The 17928-nt window shown below is 38.7% G+C and carries 18 protein-coding genes; 14 read left to right on the top strand and 4 right to left on the bottom strand.

Translation table 11 applies throughout. The annotated features are described in order from the left end of the window. Nucleotides 1–4 precede the first annotated feature (4 nt). The 8 genes from infB to FC748_RS12065 all read left to right on the top strand — a co-directional run bounded on the left by infB (nt 5) and on the right by FC748_RS12065 (nt 9128). The gene (gene infB, locus FC748_RS12100) at nt 5–2290 is read left to right on the top strand and encodes a translation initiation factor IF-2 (protein ID WP_025218810.1); all 2286 of its coding nucleotides are present in this window, start codon (nt 5–7) and stop codon (nt 2288–2290) included. Next, nucleotides 2290–2568 carry a DUF503 domain-containing protein gene (locus tag FC748_RS12095; RefSeq protein WP_024361991.1) on the top strand — a complete coding sequence of 93 codons (279 nt, stop codon included), beginning with the start codon at nt 2290–2292 and terminating at the stop codon, nt 2566–2568. Before infB ends, FC748_RS12095 begins: the two co-directional genes overlap by 1 nt. A 131-nt stretch (nt 2569–2699) precedes the next feature. Further along, nucleotides 2700–3041, top strand: coding sequence for a 30S ribosome-binding factor RbfA (gene rbfA, locus FC748_RS12090; RefSeq protein WP_024361990.1), 342 nt, complete (start codon nt 2700–2702; stop codon nt 3039–3041). Nucleotides 3042–3118: 77 nt separating this feature from the next. Further along, nucleotides 3119–4030, top strand: a complete 912-nt coding sequence (gene truB / locus FC748_RS12085; RefSeq protein WP_108029529.1) for a tRNA pseudouridine(55) synthase TruB — start codon at nt 3119–3121, stop codon at nt 4028–4030. A 13-nt stretch (nt 4031–4043) separates the two neighbouring features. Then, a complete protein-coding gene (gene ribF, locus FC748_RS12080; protein WP_024361988.1) occupies nt 4044–4994 on the top strand; it encodes a riboflavin biosynthesis protein RibF in 951 nt (316 codons plus the stop codon). Nucleotides 4995–5164: 170 nt separating this feature from the next. Further along, the gene (gene rpsO / locus FC748_RS12075) at nt 5165–5434 is read left to right on the top strand and encodes a 30S ribosomal protein S15 (protein WP_008178982.1); all 270 of its coding nucleotides are present in this window, start codon (nt 5165–5167) and stop codon (nt 5432–5434) included. 282 nt (nt 5435–5716) lie between these two features. Beyond that, nucleotides 5717–7831, top strand: coding sequence for a polyribonucleotide nucleotidyltransferase (gene pnp, locus FC748_RS12070; RefSeq protein WP_024361987.1), 2115 nt, complete (start codon nt 5717–5719; stop codon nt 7829–7831). Between the two features lie 73 nt (nt 7832–7904). Beyond that, nucleotides 7905–9128 (top strand): M16 family metallopeptidase, encoded by a 1224-nt coding sequence (locus tag FC748_RS12065; RefSeq protein ID WP_108029530.1) that lies wholly within the window; start codon nt 7905–7907, stop codon nt 9126–9128. A 220-nt stretch (nt 9129–9348) separates the two neighbouring features. On the opposite strand, the gene FC748_RS12060 is transcribed toward FC748_RS12065, so the two are convergent. From FC748_RS12060 to FC748_RS12045, 4 genes are read right to left on the bottom strand one after another with little or no spacing between them, the layout of a single operon-like run. Then, nucleotides 9349–9963 (bottom strand): ABC-2 transporter permease, encoded by a 615-nt coding sequence (locus FC748_RS12060; protein ID WP_108029531.1) that lies wholly within the window; start codon nt 9961–9963, stop codon nt 9349–9351. Nucleotides 9964–9978: 15 nt separating this feature from the next. Further along, entirely contained in the window at nt 9979–10605 is a 627-nt protein-coding gene (locus FC748_RS12055; protein WP_024361984.1) for an ABC-2 transporter permease, read from the bottom strand. Continuing rightward, a complete protein-coding gene (locus FC748_RS12050) occupies nt 10602–11450 on the bottom strand; it encodes an ABC transporter ATP-binding protein (protein WP_025218814.1) in 849 nt (282 codons plus the stop codon). The genes FC748_RS12055 and FC748_RS12050 overlap by 4 nt, the downstream gene beginning before the upstream one ends. Then, nucleotides 11451–11828 (bottom strand): GntR family transcriptional regulator, encoded by a 378-nt coding sequence (locus tag FC748_RS12045; RefSeq protein ID WP_024361982.1) that lies wholly within the window; start codon nt 11826–11828, stop codon nt 11451–11453. It lies immediately after the preceding gene. Between the two features lie 145 nt (nt 11829–11973). Here FC748_RS12045 and FC748_RS12040 point away from each other — a divergent pair, with 145 nt between their 5' ends. The 6 genes from FC748_RS12040 to FC748_RS12015 all read left to right on the top strand — a co-directional run bounded on the left by FC748_RS12040 (nt 11974) and on the right by FC748_RS12015 (nt 17635). Then, nucleotides 11974–12237: a YlmC/YmxH family sporulation protein gene (locus FC748_RS12040; RefSeq protein ID WP_024361981.1), complete on the top strand. Its 264-nt coding sequence runs from the start codon at nt 11974–11976 to the stop codon at nt 12235–12237. Nucleotides 12238–12246: 9 nt separating this feature from the next. Further along, nucleotides 12247–13026, top strand: coding sequence for a dipicolinate synthase (locus FC748_RS12035; RefSeq protein ID WP_024361980.1), 780 nt, complete (start codon nt 12247–12249; stop codon nt 13024–13026). Further along, nucleotides 13020–13610: a dipicolinate synthase subunit B gene (locus tag FC748_RS12030; protein WP_024361979.1), complete on the top strand. Its 591-nt coding sequence runs from the start codon at nt 13020–13022 to the stop codon at nt 13608–13610. Before FC748_RS12035 ends, FC748_RS12030 begins: the two co-directional genes overlap by 7 nt. An 82-nt stretch (nt 13611–13692) precedes the next feature. Next, nucleotides 13693–14730, top strand: coding sequence for an aspartate-semialdehyde dehydrogenase (locus tag FC748_RS12025; RefSeq protein WP_024361978.1), 1038 nt, complete (start codon nt 13693–13695; stop codon nt 14728–14730). A gap of 13 nt (nt 14731–14743) precedes the next feature. Next, the gene (gene dapA, locus FC748_RS12020; protein ID WP_024361977.1) at nt 14744–15643 is read left to right on the top strand and encodes a 4-hydroxy-tetrahydrodipicolinate synthase; all 900 of its coding nucleotides are present in this window, start codon (nt 14744–14746) and stop codon (nt 15641–15643) included. 324 nt (nt 15644–15967) lie between these two features. After that, complete coding sequence (locus FC748_RS12015) at nt 15968–17635, top strand: ribonuclease J (protein ID WP_024361976.1); 1668 nt, start codon at nt 15968–15970, stop codon at nt 17633–17635. Nucleotides 17636–17928 lie beyond the last annotated feature (293 nt).

Here is a 17928-nt window from a genome sequence, read left to right as displayed (position 1 = left end):
GCAGATGACCAAAATCAGAGTTCATGAATATGCCAAACAAGTGAATAAATCGAGTAAAGAGGTTATTGAAGCGCTAAGTAAATTAAATGTGAGTGTAACGAACCATATGTCTATGTTGGAAAAAGATACTGTGGCAAAGTTAAATCAATCATTTAAAGCACCGACAGAGAAAAGAGAGGCAAGGCAAGCTACTCAAAATGTAACACAACGTTCGCAAGCGAATGGACAACAAAAACCACAGCAATCGGTGAAAAAGCAAGATGGACAAAAGCAGCAATCTGCTACATCGACGCCGAAAGCAAATCATTATAATACGCAACAAAACTCAAATTCGTCTAACGAAAAATCTAAGAATACTAAAGGTAATCAAAATAGAAATATGACACAAAATAATAATAATAACAATAATAATAATAATCGCAGAGGCGGTGGTGGATACAACCAACGTCCAAAACCAGGAATCCACGGTGGTAAACGCCGTCATCCAAAAACGCATCAACCAACATTACCAATCAAACAAAAAGAACTACCAGAAAAAATTACTTTTGTTGAGTCGCTTTCAGTAGCTGAATTAGCAAAAAAATTATATCGTGAACCATCTGAAATCATTAAAAAATTATTTATGCTTGGCGTAATGGCAACAATTAACCAAGAATTAGATAAGGATGCAATTGAATTAATTTGCGCAGACTACGGTGTAGAAGTTGAAGAAGAAATCCGTGTAGATATTACGGATTTAGAAACTCACTTCGAGCAAACAGAAGAAGTCAATGAAGCTGAATTATCAGAACGTCCACCTGTAGTAACAATTATGGGTCACGTTGACCACGGTAAAACGACTTTACTTGACTCAATTCGTCATACAAAAGTGACAGCTGGAGAAGCTGGTGGTATTACACAGCATATCGGTGCTTACCAAGTAACAGAAGGCGACAAAAAGATTACGTTCCTTGATACACCAGGGCACGCTGCATTTACAACAATGCGTGCGCGCGGTGCAAAAGTAACGGACTTAACAATTCTAGTAGTAGCAGCTGACGACGGTGTGATGCCTCAAACAGTTGAAGCCATTAACCATGCAAAAGCTGCAGAAGTGCCAATTATTGTTGCTGTCAACAAAATGGATAAACCTTCAGCAAACCCTGATCGTGTAATGCAAGAATTAACTGAGCATGGTTTAGTACCTGAAGCTTGGGGTGGCGATACGATTTTCGTGCCAATTTCAGCATTAAAAGGTGAAGGTATTGATACATTGCTAGAAATGGTATTACTTGTTGCCGAAGTGGGAGAGCTAAAAGCAAATCCAGATCGTTTAGCACTTGGTACTGTAATTGAAGCACAGCTTGATAAAGGCCGTGGTTCTGTTGCAACACTATTAGTACAAGACGGTACATTAAAAGTTGGTGATCCAATCGTAGTTGGTCACGCTTATGGCCGTGTTCGTGCAATGGTTAACGATAAAGGGCGTCGCGTAAAAGAAGCTGGTCCATCTACACCAGTCGAAATTACAGGTTTAAACGATGTACCGCAAGCTGGGGACCGCTTCGTTGTCTTCGAAGACGAAAAAACAGCTCGTCAAGTTGGGGAAACTCGTGCAATGACAGCTATTCAAGCACAACGTTCTGAAAAACAACGTGTCACGCTTGATAACTTATTTGAACAAATGAGTCAAGGCGAAATGAAAGAGTTAAACTTAATCGTTAAAGCTGACGTTCAAGGTACTGTAGAAGCAATGGCTGCTTCATTAATGAAAATTGATGTAGAAGGCGTAAATGTGAAAATTATTCATACTGGCGCTGGCGCAATTACAGAATCAGATATTTCTCTTGCTGCAGCATCGAATGCAATCGTAATTGGTTTCAACGTACGACCAGATACAAATGCAAAACGTGCAGCAGAGGAAGAAGGCGTAGATATTCGTCTACACCGCGTTATTTATAAAGTAATTGAAGAAATTGAGCAAGCGATGAAGGGTATGCTAGACCCAGAATTTGAAGAAAAAATCATCGGTCAAGCGGAAGTTCGTCAAACAATTAAAGTATCTAAAGTTGGTACAATCGCAGGTTCTTACGTAACAGAAGGTAAAGTAACACGTGATTCTGGTGTCCGTGTAATTCGTGACAACGTGGTAATCTTCGAAGGCGAATTAGATACATTAAAACGTTTCAAAGATGAAGTAAAAGAAGTAGCAAGAGGATACGAATGTGGTATTACGATTACAAACTTCAATGACATTAAAGAAGGCGACATCATTGAAGCCTACATTATGGAAGAAGTTAAACGTGCATAATGATTGTATACGTTGAGGTAGAATTTATTATCCAAACTGCCCATTCGTTAAAGGAAAAACGCGCTGTATTACAGCGTATGATTACGCGCACAAAACAGAAGTTTAATGTATCCATTGCCGAAATTGACCATCAAAATGTATGGCAGCGTACGAAATTAGCGCTTGTTGCTGTTTCTTCCTCGAAGGACGCAGCAGAGCGTGAAATCAATCACGCCCTTCATTATTTGCAGTCAAATCCGTCTTGGGAACAACTTAATGTGTGGCGAGACTATTTATAAGCAGCAAAGGTTATTTGTAAGATTTAGGATGGTTATTGTCAATGAAAGTGTTAGGTTTGTTTAAAACCTTTTATTGACATAGTCATTCGCTTAACGCAAATAGCTGAACATCGAAATAGAGGTGACTAATTATGTCTCTACGCTCAAACCGTGTTGCTGAGCAAATGAAAAAAGAGCTTGGTGATATTATTGGCCGTAAAATTAAAGATCCGCGTGTTGGCTTCGTTACTGTTACTGGTGTAGATGTAACAGGTGATTTACAACAAGCGACAATTTATATTACATCATTAGGCAATGAACGTGAACGTGAGGAAACGCTAAAAGCTTTAGTAAAAGCTGCTGGTTTTATCCGTTCTGAAATCGGTTCTCGTATTCGTTTACGTCGAACACCAGAATTAATCTTTGAATTTGACTCATCGATTGAGTATGGTAACCGCATTGATTCATTACTACGTGGTTTACACAAAGAATAACAACAGTAAAAGTCTGCCACATGCATCTTCATGCAGGCAGGCTTTTTTCATGTGATGGTACTAAAAGGGGGATTTAGATGAACGGTATTTTACCGCTTTGGAAAGAACGTGGCATGACGAGTCATGATTGCGTCTTTAAATTACGAAAAATATTGCGAACAAAAAAAGTTGGCCATACGGGCACTTTAGATCCAGGAGTAGAAGGGGTTCTGCCCATCTGTATCGGACAGGCAACACGTATTGCCGAATATTTAACGGATGCAGGGAAGACCTATGAGGCAGTTATTTCCATTGGGCGAACAACGACGACTGAAGATGCAGAAGGGGAAACGGTTAAGGAAGATACTACAAATAAGGCGTTTACGCGTGCCGAGTTGCTGGATGTCTTAGCTTCCTTAACGGGTGTTATTAATCAGACACCACCGATGTTTTCAGCTGTTAAAGTCAATGGGAAAAGGCTATATGAATATGCTCGTAAAGGCGAAACGGTAGAAAGACCGACAAGACAGGTGACCATTTATGCGTTAGAGTTACTTGATGATAAAGAAATTTACGAAGGGCATGAAATTACATTCCCTGTAAGGATTTCATGTAGCAAAGGCACATATATTCGTACATTAGCTGTACAAATTGGTGAAGCGCTAGGCTATCCTGCACATATGCAAGAGCTTGTACGAACTGCGTCTGGCACATTTATACAAGACAATTGTTTTACACTAGCACAAGTTGCCGAACTAATGGAAAATGAACAAATTCATACATGTATTCTTCCAGTAGAATATGCATTATCAGACTATCCATATATTGAAATAACATCATCGATTGAAAAAGAAATTTTCAATGGACAAGTGCTCCCAGCAGATGCATTATTAAAGGTGCATGATAAAATTGTGTTTGGAATCAAAGGGAAAGCATTTGCGGTTTATCAAGCTCATCCGACAAAAGAAGGGTTGATGAAGCCACATAAAATGTTCCCAACGATAGAGTAGGAGGATTTTTTGTATGGAGGTCATTCATTTAAAATACCCACACCAATTACAACAGCGAGAAAGTATCCAGCCGTACTCATTGGCAATTGGCTTTTTTGATGGTGTACATATTGGACATCAGGCGGTTATTGAAGCGGCCAAGCAAGAGGGGGGCAAGCGACAAATCCCGACTGCCGTTATGACATTTGATCCGCATCCATCATTAGTGCTAGGCGGACGCAATGAAAAAGTATTTTATATTACATTACTACAGCAAAAATTGCAGCTGTTTGAAGAACTAGGTGTTGATACGGTATTTGTTGTACACTTCACATCAGACTTTGCGAAACTGTCACCGGCTGCTTTTATTGATACCTTTATTCGAGGGTTAAATATTCAACATGTTACAGCAGGATTTGATTTTTCATTTGGTGCATTTGGGAAAGGCACGATGGAAGATATGCGTGTCTTAAGCAATGGCGAATATGGTGTAACGGTGGTCGATAAGAAAGCTGACTCGCTTGAGAAAATCAGCTCAACACGCATTCGTAAAGTATTACAAGAGGGCGATATGGAGGCTGCTCGTATGCTTCTAGGCCGTCCATTTGAAATAAAGGGTATTGTGGTGCATGGCGATAAACGTGGACGTACAATCGGCTTTCCTACTGCAAATGTACAAGCACTAGAGGGTACTTACATTCCAGCAAGTGGTGTGTATGCAGTACGACTGCTTGTACAAAATAATTGGTATGATGGTGTATGTAATGTAGGTTATAAACCAACATTTAAAGATCCAAACGACAAGCAATTATCTATCGAAGTACATATTTTAAACTTCGAGAAAAACATCTATGGGGAAGAAGTACATGTTGCTTGGTATAAACGTATTCGAAGCGAGCGGAAATTTGACGGAATTGAAGCGCTAAAAATGCAAATAGAGAAAGATAAGCAAGAGGCTATACAATTTTTTCATGTTATGAAATAGCGCTGTCCGCAGCATCACATAGCATGAGCTATGTTATTACTTGCTTGCCCCATTGTTTTATGGTAACATTCATAAGTGCATAAAGTGCTTAACCTTAGCTCGGTATACCGATGACTCCAACGTTTACTGTGCTAATGGGGATTTAACAATTATTTAGGAGGTCAATACAAATGGCTATTACAAAAGAACGTAAAAACGAAATTATCGCTGAGTACCGTACTCACGAAAGTGACACTGGTTCTCCAGAAGTACAAGTTGCAGTTTTAACAGCTGAAATCAACGCTTTAAACACTCACTTACGTACACACAAAAAAGATTTCCACTCTGAGCGTGGTCTTCTTAAAATGGTAGGTCGTCGTCGTCACTTACTTAAATATCTTCGTGAAACTGACGTTCAACGTTACCGTGAACTAATCAATCGTTTAGGCTTACGTCGCTAATTGACAATCGAAAAGCGGGATTATTCCCGCTTTTTCTTTATGTTTATAAACTTTCTAGCTAACGACGAATCGCAACAAGATAAGTAAAAATATAAGATGAAAACAAGCAAAAACGCCATTCCAACCAAATAAAGCAATAAATCCTAAATAAATTGGCAATAACTGAATTTAAATGTATGATTATTTCATGAAATATTTAGCATAGAACAAGCATTTTTGGTACACTTACTATTAGTACATACAGACGAGTAAGTGTTTTTATAATAGAGAGGGGTTCATTGAATGAACGAAAAGAAAGTCTATTCCTACGAATGGGCTGGCCGTCCACTTGTAATTGAAGTAGGACAGTTAGCAAAACAAGCAAATGGAGCAGCATTAGTACGCTACGGTGATACTTCTGTACTTGCAACAGCAACAATGTCAAAATCACCCAAACCACTTGATTTCTTCCCATTAACAGTAAACTACGAAGAACGTTTATATGCAGCAGGTAAAATTCCTGGCGGCTTTATTAAACGTGAAGGACGCCCATCTGAAAAAGCAATTCTAGCAAGCCGTTTAATTGACCGTCCAATTCGTCCGATGTTCCCAGACGGTTTCCGTAATGAAGTACAAGTTATTTCTATGGTTATGTCTAATGACCCTGATTGCACATCTGAAATGGCAGCAATGGTAGGTTCATCATTAGCATTAGCAATTTCTGATATTCCATTCGATGGACCAATTGCCGGTGTACAAGTTGGTTATATTGACGGTGAATTCATCGTGAACCCAACTGTTGAGCAAGCGAACATGTCAACAATCCATTTATCTGTAGCGGGTAACAAGGATGCTATTAACATGGTTGAAGCGGGCGCTTTAGAAGTGCCTGAAGAAGTAATGTTAGAAGCAATTATGTTCGGTCATGAAGAAATTAAAAAAATAATTGCTTTCCAAGAACAAATTGTTGCTGAAGTAGGGAAAGAAAAATTACCTGTCACATTATTTGAAATTGATGAAGCGATTCAAGCAGATATTAAAGCAGCTTGTGAAACTGATATGCATGACGCTATTCAAACAGCTGAAAAGCATGCACGTGATGAAGCAATCACTGCGGTGAAAGATCGTATCATTGCTTCTTATGAAGAGCAAGAAGCCGATGAAACAACAATGAAACAAGTGCATACTATTTTAGATAAAATGGTAAAAGACGAAGTACGTCGTCAAATTACAGAAGATAAAATCCGTCCAGATGGTCGTAAGTTGGATGAAATTCGTCCACTTTCTTCTGAAACAGGGCTATTACAACGTACGCACGGTTCAGCATTATTTACACGTGGACAAACTCAAGCCTTATCAATTTGTACATTAGGTGCACTTGGTGATGTTCAAATTATTGACGGCTTAGGTGTTGAGGAATCTAAACGCTTTATGCATCACTACAATTTCCCACAATTCTCTGTAGGGGAAACTGGCCCAATTCGTGGACCAGGTCGTCGTGAAATCGGTCACGGTGCTCTAGGTGAGCGTGCACTAGAAGCAGTCATTCCTGATGAATCTGTATTCCCATACACAATCCGTTGTGTATCAGAAGTACTTGAATCGAACGGTTCAACATCACAAGCGTCAATTTGTGCTTCTACATTAGCTATGATGGATGCTGGTGTTCCGTTAAAAGCACCTGTTGCAGGTATCGCGATGGGGCTGATTAAAAAAGGCGAGCATTATTCCATTTTAACAGATATCCAAGGTATGGAAGACCATCTTGGCGATATGGACTTTAAAGTAGCAGGTACGGCTAAAGGCGTAACAGCACTTCAAATGGATATTAAAATTGACGGTCTATCACGTAATATTTTAGAAGAAGCATTGACTCAAGCTAAAATTGGCCGTATGCATATTTTAGAATCAATGCTTGCAACATTGGCTCAACCACGTGAAAAATTATCTGCTTATGCACCAAAAATCGTGATTGTACGTATCAATCCAGATAAAATCCGCGATGTTATTGGACCAGGCGGTAAGCAAATTAATAAAATTATTGAAGAAACTGGCGTAAAAATTGATACAGAACAAGATGGTACAATTTACATCTCTTCAGCAGACGAAGAAATGAACGCTCGTGCAAAACAAATTATCGAAGACATCGTACGTGAAGCAAAAGTGGGCGAATACTACTTATCCACTGTAAAACGTATCGAAAAATTCGGTGCATTCTGTGAAATCTTCCCAGGGAAAGATGGCTTATTACACATCTCTGAAATTCAAGAGGAACGTACAAAGCAAGTGGAAGATGTGTTAAAACTAGGCGATCAATTACTTGTAAAAGTAATTGAAATCGACAAACAAGGTCGTGTGAATTTATCTCGTAAAGTGGTTATTCAAGAAGAAAAAGAACGCGCAGAACAAGGTAAATAATTTGATAAAAAAAGGCTGCGTATGATGCGCAGCCTTTTTTTAATAAAACGGATGTATAAGAGGAGGAGAATATTTGGTACAAGTACATACATGTCAAAACGGTGTGCGTATTGTGTCAGAGCAAATTGATCATGTTAGATCTGTTGCACTTGGCATATTTGTCAATGCTGGTTCACGCTATGAATTACCAGAGGAAAATGGGATTACGCACTTTATCGAGCATATGCTTTTTAAAGGTACAACAACGCGAAGTGCCCGCCAAATCGCTGAAGAGTTTGACCGTATTGGAGGCGAATTAAATGCCTTTACTTCAAAAGAAAATACTTGCTACTATGCGAAAGTTTTAGATCATCATGCAGAGCTGGCTATTACCATCCTAGCAGATATGTTCTTTCATTCGACATTTGCAGAAGAGGAATTAGAAAAGGAACGTCAAGTCGTATTAGAGGAAATATTAATGAGTGAGGATGCTCCAGATGATGATGTGCATGAAAAGCTTTGGGAAGTCATGTATCCAAATGATGCCCTAGGTCGCCCGATTTTAGGGACCGCCGCTACGTTAAAAACATTTACAGCAGATATGATTCGCAATTATATGGCAAAACATTATGGACCAGAATCAATTGTTATTTCTGTGGCAGGCAATATTTCTCCAACCCTATTAACTACGATTGAAGATTTATTCGGACGTTACGAAGCATCACCACTTGCTGTTGTACCTGTCCTAACAAATCCTCAGTTCCATCCAGGAGAAATAACGAAAACGCGAGATACGGAGCAGGCGCATTTAGCCCTTTCTTACCCAGCTATTGGCGTCAAAGATCCGGATATGTATAGCTTTATTGCGTTAAATAATATTATTGGTGGCAATATGAGTTCTCGACTATTTCAAGAAGTACGTGAAGAGCGTGGCTTAGCATATACAATTTTCTCCTACCAATCTTGCTACGCAGATGTTGGGGCATTTACAATTTACGGCAGTGCAAGTCGTCAACAACTATCGCAATTGCAACATACCATTGATGCCACACTACTTGATATCGTAGCGGGGGGCGTGACGGAGGAAGAGTTAGATAATGCCAAGGAACAGTTAAAAGGAAGCTTTGTGCTTGGCCTTGAAGGAACAGGCGCACGCATGAACCGAAATGGTACTAGTGAATTAGTGCACCGAAGACATCGGTCAGTAGATGAAGTACTCGCGTCCATCGATGCGGTAACGATGGAGTCTGTAGATCGTCTTATCTCGAAAATATTAAAAGCTGAGCCAGCGATTTCCATCATCGGACCTGAAGCTTAACATAAAGCGAATCACGCTAATATAAAAAGTGCGAGGCATCCAACGATTCAAATGTTTGATGCCTTTTCTTGCGAAAAACTGACACTTAAGAGGGATTGTCGCCACAAGTGTGAGAGATATGTTCCCAAAAGCGAGCAAATGGAATGGAATTGGGACTCAATTAAATTTGAGCAAAGCCCCATCACGATACTTATGATGAGGCTTATCATATTGAAGAGCATTAAAAAATCTCTTTTGCTGTATAGAGCACATGGCATTTTCGAAAAACGACAACACTAATAACGGCGCTAAGGACTGTTGGTATTAATATAATGGACAAATTGGCGGCTACCATTGCTAAGTAATAATGAATTGGAAAATTAATAAAAAAAATACCTACTATATAAATAAACATTTTAAAGGAACGCGTCCCTTTAGTTTCCGCTAAATGATGTAAATAAAACTGTGTACAAATAAGCAAAATCGCACAGCTAATATTAGCGAAATAAATAGCGAAATGCTCGAAACGATTACTTTGTTCGTAAAACGATGAAAAGTAAATAGGAGCAGATGTGATAAAAAGTAATGCAATAAAGCTGTAGCAATAGAGATAATCCGCTAGTAACTGCGTTTTTTTAGTTAAAGGAAGACTGTTTACAAAGAGTTCCCACTTCACTTTATGATCTTGCGTATACATGCTTTGGACTATCGTTGCAGATAAAATTAACGCAAACATGGCGATAGAAGCATTACTAAAATAACGGAAGTTGATTAAAGTTATAAATAAGCTAATGATAATCACTATAAAAATATGCCCCTTTTGCATGGACAATCTATGCCATAATAAAGCTTTCATGGTGCACACCCCTTTTTAAAAATCCTTGCGTTTATAGATTGCTGTTGCAATTAGAGAAGATAACCATAAAATAAATAGCCCAATAAATGGTGCTAAATAGCTGAACTGTTGTAGCTTAGAAATCGTAATCACAACATCTGCAAAATACTCCTCTAACAGCCCAATGAGTAAACCAGGAATAAAGCATAAAACAATTAGAACGATTCGACCTTTTATAGAACCGTATTTGATATAAATCGGTAAGATTAAAGCAAGCAAACAAAATGCCGCCCCAATTAGAAGATTGAATGTAAGGAAAAAATTAGCGGTTCCCCAATCGTTTGTAAAATGATTCATGATAAAAACTACAGGTAATGCAATAATTAGACCAATTAACATTAACACAAGGCTAAGCATGTATTTACTAAGGACAATTTCGCTCTTGCTAATGGGTAAGGTATTGACATATTTGTCCCAGCTGCAAAGTTCATCGTAGGTAAGGGCAGTAATAGCCTGAATAACAAGGATAAATAATATAAAGGAAAAAATAATTGATCCTTGCCCCATTAGTATGGAAAAAAGCAGCATGGGGATAAGTATAAAAGCTTGTGTCTTTAGCTGACGCTGTATCGTCATTAAATCTTTTACTACAAGAGCAGTCATGGCTGAACACTACCTTTCACGAAAAATAGCATGATATCCTCAATAGTCGGTCTTTCAACGGTAAATGCTTCGTTTATTTCATTTTTTAGCACAAGTACTTCAAGCCCGAAAGTACCATCGCGTTTTTGAATAATTGCTTGCTCAGGTAATTCGCTTATTTCCTCATTCGTCCCTTTAAAAATCCCGTAATCATATAGTAAGACATCCTTGCTTTCACTAAATAATATTTCACCGTTATGAATAAATGTAATATAGTCAGCTATCTTTTCTAAATCACTTGTTATATGTGATGAAAATAGTATGCTATGTGTTTCATCCTGCATAAACGCTAAAAATAAGTCGAGAATTTCATCACGTATAATTGGGTCTAATCCACTGGTTGGTTCATCTAAAATTAATAATTTTGGATGGTGCGACAATGCTAACGCTATCGATAGCTTCATCCTCATTCCTCGAGACAACTCTTTTACCTTTTTTCGCTTAGGCACCTTAAATTGCGTCAATCGCTCAAAATAATAATTCGAATCCCATGTTTTAAACACCCTTTTCATAAATTTGTCGAGTTGCGTCGCATTCAGCGTTTCAGGTACATGCAGCTCGTCGAAAACGACACCGATGTCGTTTTTTATCGCAAGCTCATATTCGACAATATCTTTACCGAATAGCAAAATTTCGCCATATTCTTTTTTTAATAAATTAAGCATGCATTTTATGGTAGTGGATTTACCTGCACCGTTTTCACCAACAAAGCCCATTACTGTTCCTTGAGGTACTGAAAAACTAATATCTTTTAGTGAAAAGCCTTCAAAGCCTTTGTGTAAATCATGGATTTCAATGGCATTCATTTAGTTGTCCTCCTCTACAATTAATGAAAGTAAGTCTACTAACTCCTCTTTTACAAGTCCGGCGGTTTTAGCTATTCTGACGGCTTTTTGTAAATGCTCCTCTACTTGGCGCAATAACTCCTCCCGTAAAAAATCTTGGTTACGTTCAGTAACAAAGCTACCTTTTCCCGCTACCGTTTCAATAAAGCCGTCTCGCTCTAAATCTGCATATGCTCGTTTGGTTGTCATCACGCTAATTTTGAGATCCTTGGCGAGTGCACGTATAGAGGGTAGTGCATCGCCTGCGTGAAGTTTATTGGCTAAAATGGCTTCTTTTAGCTGAACAGTAATTTGTTCATAGATTGGTTTATCACTCGCATTGCTTAAATGGATACGCACTTATTTTCACCTCTTGATTATAACTGTATATACACACTATACACAGTATGTATGAAAGTTGCAACCTAGAAGTACTTTTGTATGGGGCACGAATTGCAAAAACTCGGCATATATTGGGTTAACGGCTCAAGGAGGGAGATGAGGCATGCTATTATCTGAAATGGTGGATAAAGAATTGATTCAAGTTGAAGGTGGTGTACATTTTGGCATACTGGCACACACAGAATGCCTATTAGATGTGCAGACAGGAAAGATACATGGATTTGAGATTATTAAAGAAAAAATGCCATTCCAAAAGAAGAAAGTAAAAGTTAGTGAAATGATTCCGTGGCATGAAATTATATTAATTGGAGAAGATCGTATTTTATTTAACAAAACGACGACAGTACAGTCTGAATTTTTACAGTGAGGTGAGCTTTTGGAAAACGAAAAATGGCTGGTAATCGGCGAGGACTCAAGATTAAAAGAATTAGCGACGATGTTGCGAAGTCCTTCACGTACAGTATTTTATAAAAGAACTTCAGTTTGGAATGAGGAGTTAAATAAACTTGTTTTAGAGTTCCAGCCTAATAAAATTGTTCTCCCTATACTTCCATTGAAGATAGAAGTGGAGCAATTGTATGGCATATCACAAGTGAAGTTTTATACGGGTCGATTAACGATGCATTGGAAGCAATTGCTAGAAAAAAATGACACGAATTGTTACTTGCAACAGGAGTCTTTTATTTGGCAAAATGCAAGGTTGACGGCGGAGGGATTTATCGCCACGTTTTACGGACTCGAGCAGAAATGTATTTACGGACAAAACTTTACGATTGCAGGCTTTGGTCGCATCGCCAAAATGCTCGCATCTTTACTCGTAAAGATGGGCGCTAATGTGCATATTGTTGCGCGTTCAGTGGTACAAGTGAGTGAAGCAAAAGCATATGGCTATAAAGCTTCGAATTTAGACGATCGAAAATGGTCCATACATGATGGGATTTTCATTAATACGATTCCAGCTAAGTGGATTACAGAATCGTTTCAGGATCATGTGCCAGCCGTGTTATATGATTTAGCTTCGGAGCCAGGCTGTTTAGATATTGATGCGGACCAATTGCAAACGTATGTACTATTGCCATCATTACCTGGGAAATACTTTGCACATGATGCGGCAGAAATTTTGTGCAAGGCAATAGAGGAGGAAGAAAATTGCTGACGGGTAAACGAATTGGTTTAGGCATTACGGCTTCACATTGTACGTATGAAGATGTTGTACCAAAGATTCAAAATTTTATTGATGCAGGGGCGACCGTTATCCCCATTATTACGCATTCAGTATTACATGCCGCAACACGTTTTGGAACAGGGGAAGAATGGATTGCGAAAATAGAGGCTTTGACAGGGGAAAAGGTTATTTCTTCTATAAAAGAAGCGGAACCATTTGGACCTTCCAATCCGTTGGATGCAATGGTCATAGCACCAATGACTGGCAATAGTATTAGTAAATTTGCCAATGCCGCGACGGATAGTCCTGTGCTCATGGCTGCAAAGGCAACTTTGCGAAATGGCTCCCCAGTCGTTCTAGGTATTTCTACAAATGATGCACTGGGCTTAAATGGCATCAATATTATGAAACTGCTCAATGCGAAAAACATTTACTTTATTCCATTTGGTCAGGATTCACCACATGGAAAACCCAATTCATTAATTGCTGATTTTGACCAAATGGTCGACACGGTTCATGCAGCAATTACGCAGAAAAAGCAATTACAACCACTGTTGATACAATATTTCAAATAAATCATTAATTGCACACAATTTTCAGTATTTTTATGATACAATAGCACACATTATGGAACTTGTATTCAAGGAGAGATGACAGATGACTAAGCAGTTAACAGTTGCGGTTGTAGGTGCAACAGGAGCAGTAGGTTCAAAAATGATGGAACAGCTAATTAAACGAAAATTTCCGATCGGACAGATTAAGTTTTTAGCTTCTGCACGTTCCGCAGGAAAACCAATCGAATTTAATGGTGAGACGTATACAATTGAAGAAGCGACACCTGAAGCTTTTGAAGGCGTCAATGTCGCTTTATTCTCTGCGGGTGGTTCTGTATCGGCAGTGCTTGCGCCAGAAGCGGCTAAACGCGGGGCAGTAGTCATTGACAATACGAGCCATTTCCGTATGGATCCAGAGGTGCCCCTAGTAGTACCTGAGGTGAATCGCGGCGATCTTGCTAAACATAAGGGGATTATCGCTAATCCGAACTGCTCAACAATCCAAATGGTTGCAGCGCTTGAACCAATCCGTGCAACATTTGGTTTAACAAAAGTATTGGTATCGACGTACCAAGCAGTTTCTGGTGCAGGGATTTCAGCAATTGAAGAACTAAAAGCACAAAGCGCAAACTGGGATGCAGGTAAAGATGTAGAAGCAAATATTTTACCGAGTGGTGGCGACAAACGTCATTTCCCAATTGCCCGTAATGTCATTCCACAAATTGATAAATTTACTGACAATGGCTTTACATATGAAGAAATGAAAATGATTAATGAAACGAAGAAAATTATGCATGCACCAGAGTTAAAAGTAGCTGCTACATGTGTACGTGTACCAGTTGTTTCAGGACACTCTGAATCTGTTTATATTGAAGTAGAAAAAGAGACAACAGTAGAAGGCATTTTCGAAGTATTACGAAATGCACCTGGAATTGTATTACAAGATGATATCGCAACACAAACTTACCCAATGCCGATTTACGCAGAAGGGGAAGATGCTACCTTTGTAGGACGTATCCGTCAAGACTTAGATAATAAAAAAGGATTCCACCTATGGATCGTATCAGATAATTTATTAAAAGGCGCTGCATTGAACTCTATTCAAATTGCAGAAGCAATGCTTGAGGATAACTTACTATAAGAGGGGTGTAAGGATGAATTTAGGTCGAATTGGAACGGCAATGATAACGCCGTTTAAAGAAGATGGTACGATTAATTATCCAGAACTAGAACGTATTATTAATCATTTAATTGATAATGGTACGGATTGCATTGTTGCATGTGGCACAACCTCTGAAAACCCAACTATGACCACAGAAGAAAAAATTGAAGTTGTACGATTTACAGTAGAAAAAGTAGCGGGCCGTGTACCGGTAATTGCAGGTACAGGGGACAATGAAACAGCCTATTCAATCGCGATGACACATAAGGCTGAGGAAAATGGTGCGGATGGCATTATGTTAGTAGCACCTTATTATAATAAGCCAAACCAACGAGGTATTTACGCGCACTTTGAGACGATTGCAAAAGAAACAAAGTTGCCTGTGATGCTTTATAATGTTCCAGGACGTACAGGTATAAATGTTGCCTACGAGACGTCTGTTGATTTAAGTAAAATTCCTAATATCTCATGGATTAAAGAGGCGAGCGGGAATTTAGATCAAATGGGCGATATTATTGAAAACGTTGAAGCGGCAGATGATTTTTTAGTTTATAGCGGGGATGACGGATTAACATTACCATTGTTAGCAATTGGTGGTGCTGGTGTCATTTCAGTTGCTTCACACGTTGTCGGAAATGATATGCAGTTAATGATCAGATTATTTGAAGAAGGAAAGCATGAACAGGCTGCAAAAATTCATCGAGCATTATTACCTTTAGTGCGTGCGCTATTTGCACAACCGAATCCTTCACCGATCAAATATGCGATGACAAAACTAGGCTTTGATACATTAAATGTTCGACTACCAATGGTGGAAATGACAGATGAAGAAAAAGCGAACTTCGACCAAATATGGGAAACGTACCAAGAAAAAGCTAAAAATTTTAGATAATAAGTGAAACTATAGATAAACTCGCCAATAAGAGTTTATCTATAGTTTTTTTATTGTTGCGGTGCCAGGCACTCAAACAATTTCATAACAAGCTAGGTGAAAATTCAAGGTAGAATCCAGCGGGGAAGGCGCAGGTGTAAGCCGCAACAAACCACGTGTTAGCGAGGAGTTTCGGCTTACAACGTGCCCGCGGAAAGCGTAGTGGATTTTTACGATAGAATTGTTTGGGTGACTGGCACTTAAAATAATTTGTGCAAAAGCCTTGCAAATCGTATAATGAAAATAAGTGGTTGCTGTTCGGGATATTTTTTAGGAGGAAACAAATTGACAAAAAAGAAAAATGAATTAATTCGCATCATTCCACTAGGTGGTGTGGGCGAAATCGGAAAAGCAATGTGCGTAGTAGAAATTGACGAAGAGCTATTTGTAGTAGATAGCGGTTTAATGTTCCCAGAAGACGAGATGTTGGGCATTGACATCGTAATACCTGATATTACGTATTTAGAAGAAAACAAAGAGCGTGTGAAAGGGATTTTCTTAACACATGGTCATGAGGATGCCATTGGGTCAATCGCTTATATTTTACAAAAAGTGAAAGCACCAGTGTATGGATCAAAATTAACGATTGCACTTGCCAAAGAACATTTAAAGGAATTACCTGCACCACATCAGGTGAAATTCTTTGAAGTAACAAATCGTAGCCGTATGAATTTCAACTCTACGTATGTGACATTCTTCCATACAACACATAGTATTCCCGATTCGTTAGGGGTTGTGTTCCATACTTCTGAAGGAGCGATTGTTCATACTGGAGAGTTTAAATTCGACCAATCGGCAACAGGTAAGTTTAAACCGGATTTAGCCAAAATGGCACAGTTAGGTGAAGAAGGCGTATTTATCTTACTATCGGAGTCTTGTGAAGCAGAGCGACCAGGCTATACGACATCTGAAATTGTGATTGAAGAGCAATTATCAAAAACATTCCATTCGGCACCAGGTCGTATTTTAGTAGCTGTCTATGCGTCTAATTTCATTCGTATTCAACAAGTCCTAACGCAAGCGCAAAAATCGTTCCGCAAAGTGGTTATTGTGGGGAAACCTTTAGAAAAAGCTGTTGATTTAGGTGTACAGTTAGGGTACTTAACGGTAGAAGAAGATACGATTATTCCAATCTCTGAGATGCAAAAATATCAAGAAGAAGAAATTATTATTATCACAACTGGTAATAGAGGCGAACCGTTAGATGCGTTAGAGAAAATTGTTCGTAAGCATCATCGAGACATTAAAATTAAACAAAATGATACAGTACTTATTACGTTTACGCCGTCTCCAGGGATGGAAGTGCAAATGGCCAATACGATGAACTCCATCGCAAAAGCTGGAGCTGAAATTTTGACATCGAGTAAAAATGTCCATGTATCAGGTCACGGTAGCCAAGAAGATTTAAAACTAATGTTGAATTTAATGCAGCCGAAATACTTTATTCCAGTTCAAGGGGAATATCGTATGCTGATTGCACACTCTAAGTTAGCACAACAGCTTGGTATGCAAAAATCACAAATTTTTATCGCTGATAAAGGTGATATTGTCGAATACAAAAATGGCAAAATGCGAATGAGTGGTCGTGTACAAGCTGGTAATGTATTAATAGACGGTATCGGTGTAGGCGATGTTGGAAATATTGTTTTACGTGATCGTAAATTACTTTCGCAAGATGGTATTTTCATTGTTGTTGTCACTTTAAACCGTGCACAAAAGAAAATTGCTTCAGGTCCCGAAATTTTATCGCGTGGTTTCGTCTATGTTCGTGAGTCAGAGCAACTGATGGTAGAAGCATCTGAAATTGCGAAAAACGTGATTGAAAAATATGTTGGGAAAGATACTTTCGAATGGACAAATATTAAACAAGAAATTCGTGATACATTAAATACTTATTTATTCCAAAAAACGAAGCGCCGCCCTATGATTATCCCAATCATAATGGAGTATTAAAATTTTAAAAGATTTCTTTAACGCACATTGCTAACGAGTGACGCCACATTTTGCTGCGTTACCGATTGAATGTCAAAAGTATGTAAATGTCTTACATGAAAATGTGACATGACATAGTCAAGCACTTATAAATAAGCTTGTTTTTTGATAGGAGTCGAAAGTAGAGCAAGCTTTGAAGAAGTAGCGAAGGAGGAAGGATTTTCTTGCCGATAAAACGGTGGAAAATCCTTTTTTTGAAATAATCGAGTTCTACATGATATTATTCGCTACATATATAGAATGGATTGCAAAAG

Origin of the sequence: Lysinibacillus sphaericus, assembly GCF_005217585.1 — a bacterium.
GTDB classification, from domain to species: domain Bacteria; phylum Bacillota; class Bacilli; order Bacillales_A; family Planococcaceae; genus Lysinibacillus; species Lysinibacillus sphaericus.
The sequence above is the reverse complement of the archived record's forward strand: the minus strand, read 5'-3'. Positions and strand labels throughout refer to the sequence as shown.

Coding starts and splice junctions, on each gene's coding strand:
- pnp (WP_024361987.1), top strand. CDS start 5,717: ATGAACGAAAAGAAAGTCTATTCCTACGAATGGGCTGGCCGTCCACTT.
- ribF (WP_024361988.1), top strand. CDS start 4,044: ATGGAGGTCATTCATTTAAAATACCCACACCAATTACAACAGCGAGAA.
- truB (WP_108029529.1), top strand. CDS start 3,119: ATGAACGGTATTTTACCGCTTTGGAAAGAACGTGGCATGACGAGTCAT.
- FC748_RS12050 (WP_025218814.1), bottom strand. CDS start 11,450: ATGAATGCCATTGAAATCCATGATTTACACAAAGGCTTTGAAGGCTTT.
- rbfA (WP_024361990.1), top strand. CDS start 2,700: ATGTCTCTACGCTCAAACCGTGTTGCTGAGCAAATGAAAAAAGAGCTT.
- FC748_RS12055 (WP_024361984.1), bottom strand. CDS start 10,605: ATGACTGCTCTTGTAGTAAAAGATTTAATGACGATACAGCGTCAGCTA.
- FC748_RS12095 (WP_024361991.1), top strand. CDS start 2,290: ATGATTGTATACGTTGAGGTAGAATTTATTATCCAAACTGCCCATTCG.
- FC748_RS12040 (WP_024361981.1), top strand. CDS start 11,974: ATGCTATTATCTGAAATGGTGGATAAAGAATTGATTCAAGTTGAAGGT.
- infB (WP_025218810.1), top strand. CDS start 5: ATGACCAAAATCAGAGTTCATGAATATGCCAAACAAGTGAATAAATCG.
- FC748_RS12060 (WP_108029531.1), bottom strand. CDS start 9,963: ATGAAAGCTTTATTATGGCATAGATTGTCCATGCAAAAGGGGCATATT.
- rpsO (WP_008178982.1), top strand. CDS start 5,165: ATGGCTATTACAAAAGAACGTAAAAACGAAATTATCGCTGAGTACCGT.
- FC748_RS12025 (WP_024361978.1), top strand. CDS start 13,693: ATGACTAAGCAGTTAACAGTTGCGGTTGTAGGTGCAACAGGAGCAGTA.
- dapA (WP_024361977.1), top strand. CDS start 14,744: ATGAATTTAGGTCGAATTGGAACGGCAATGATAACGCCGTTTAAAGAA.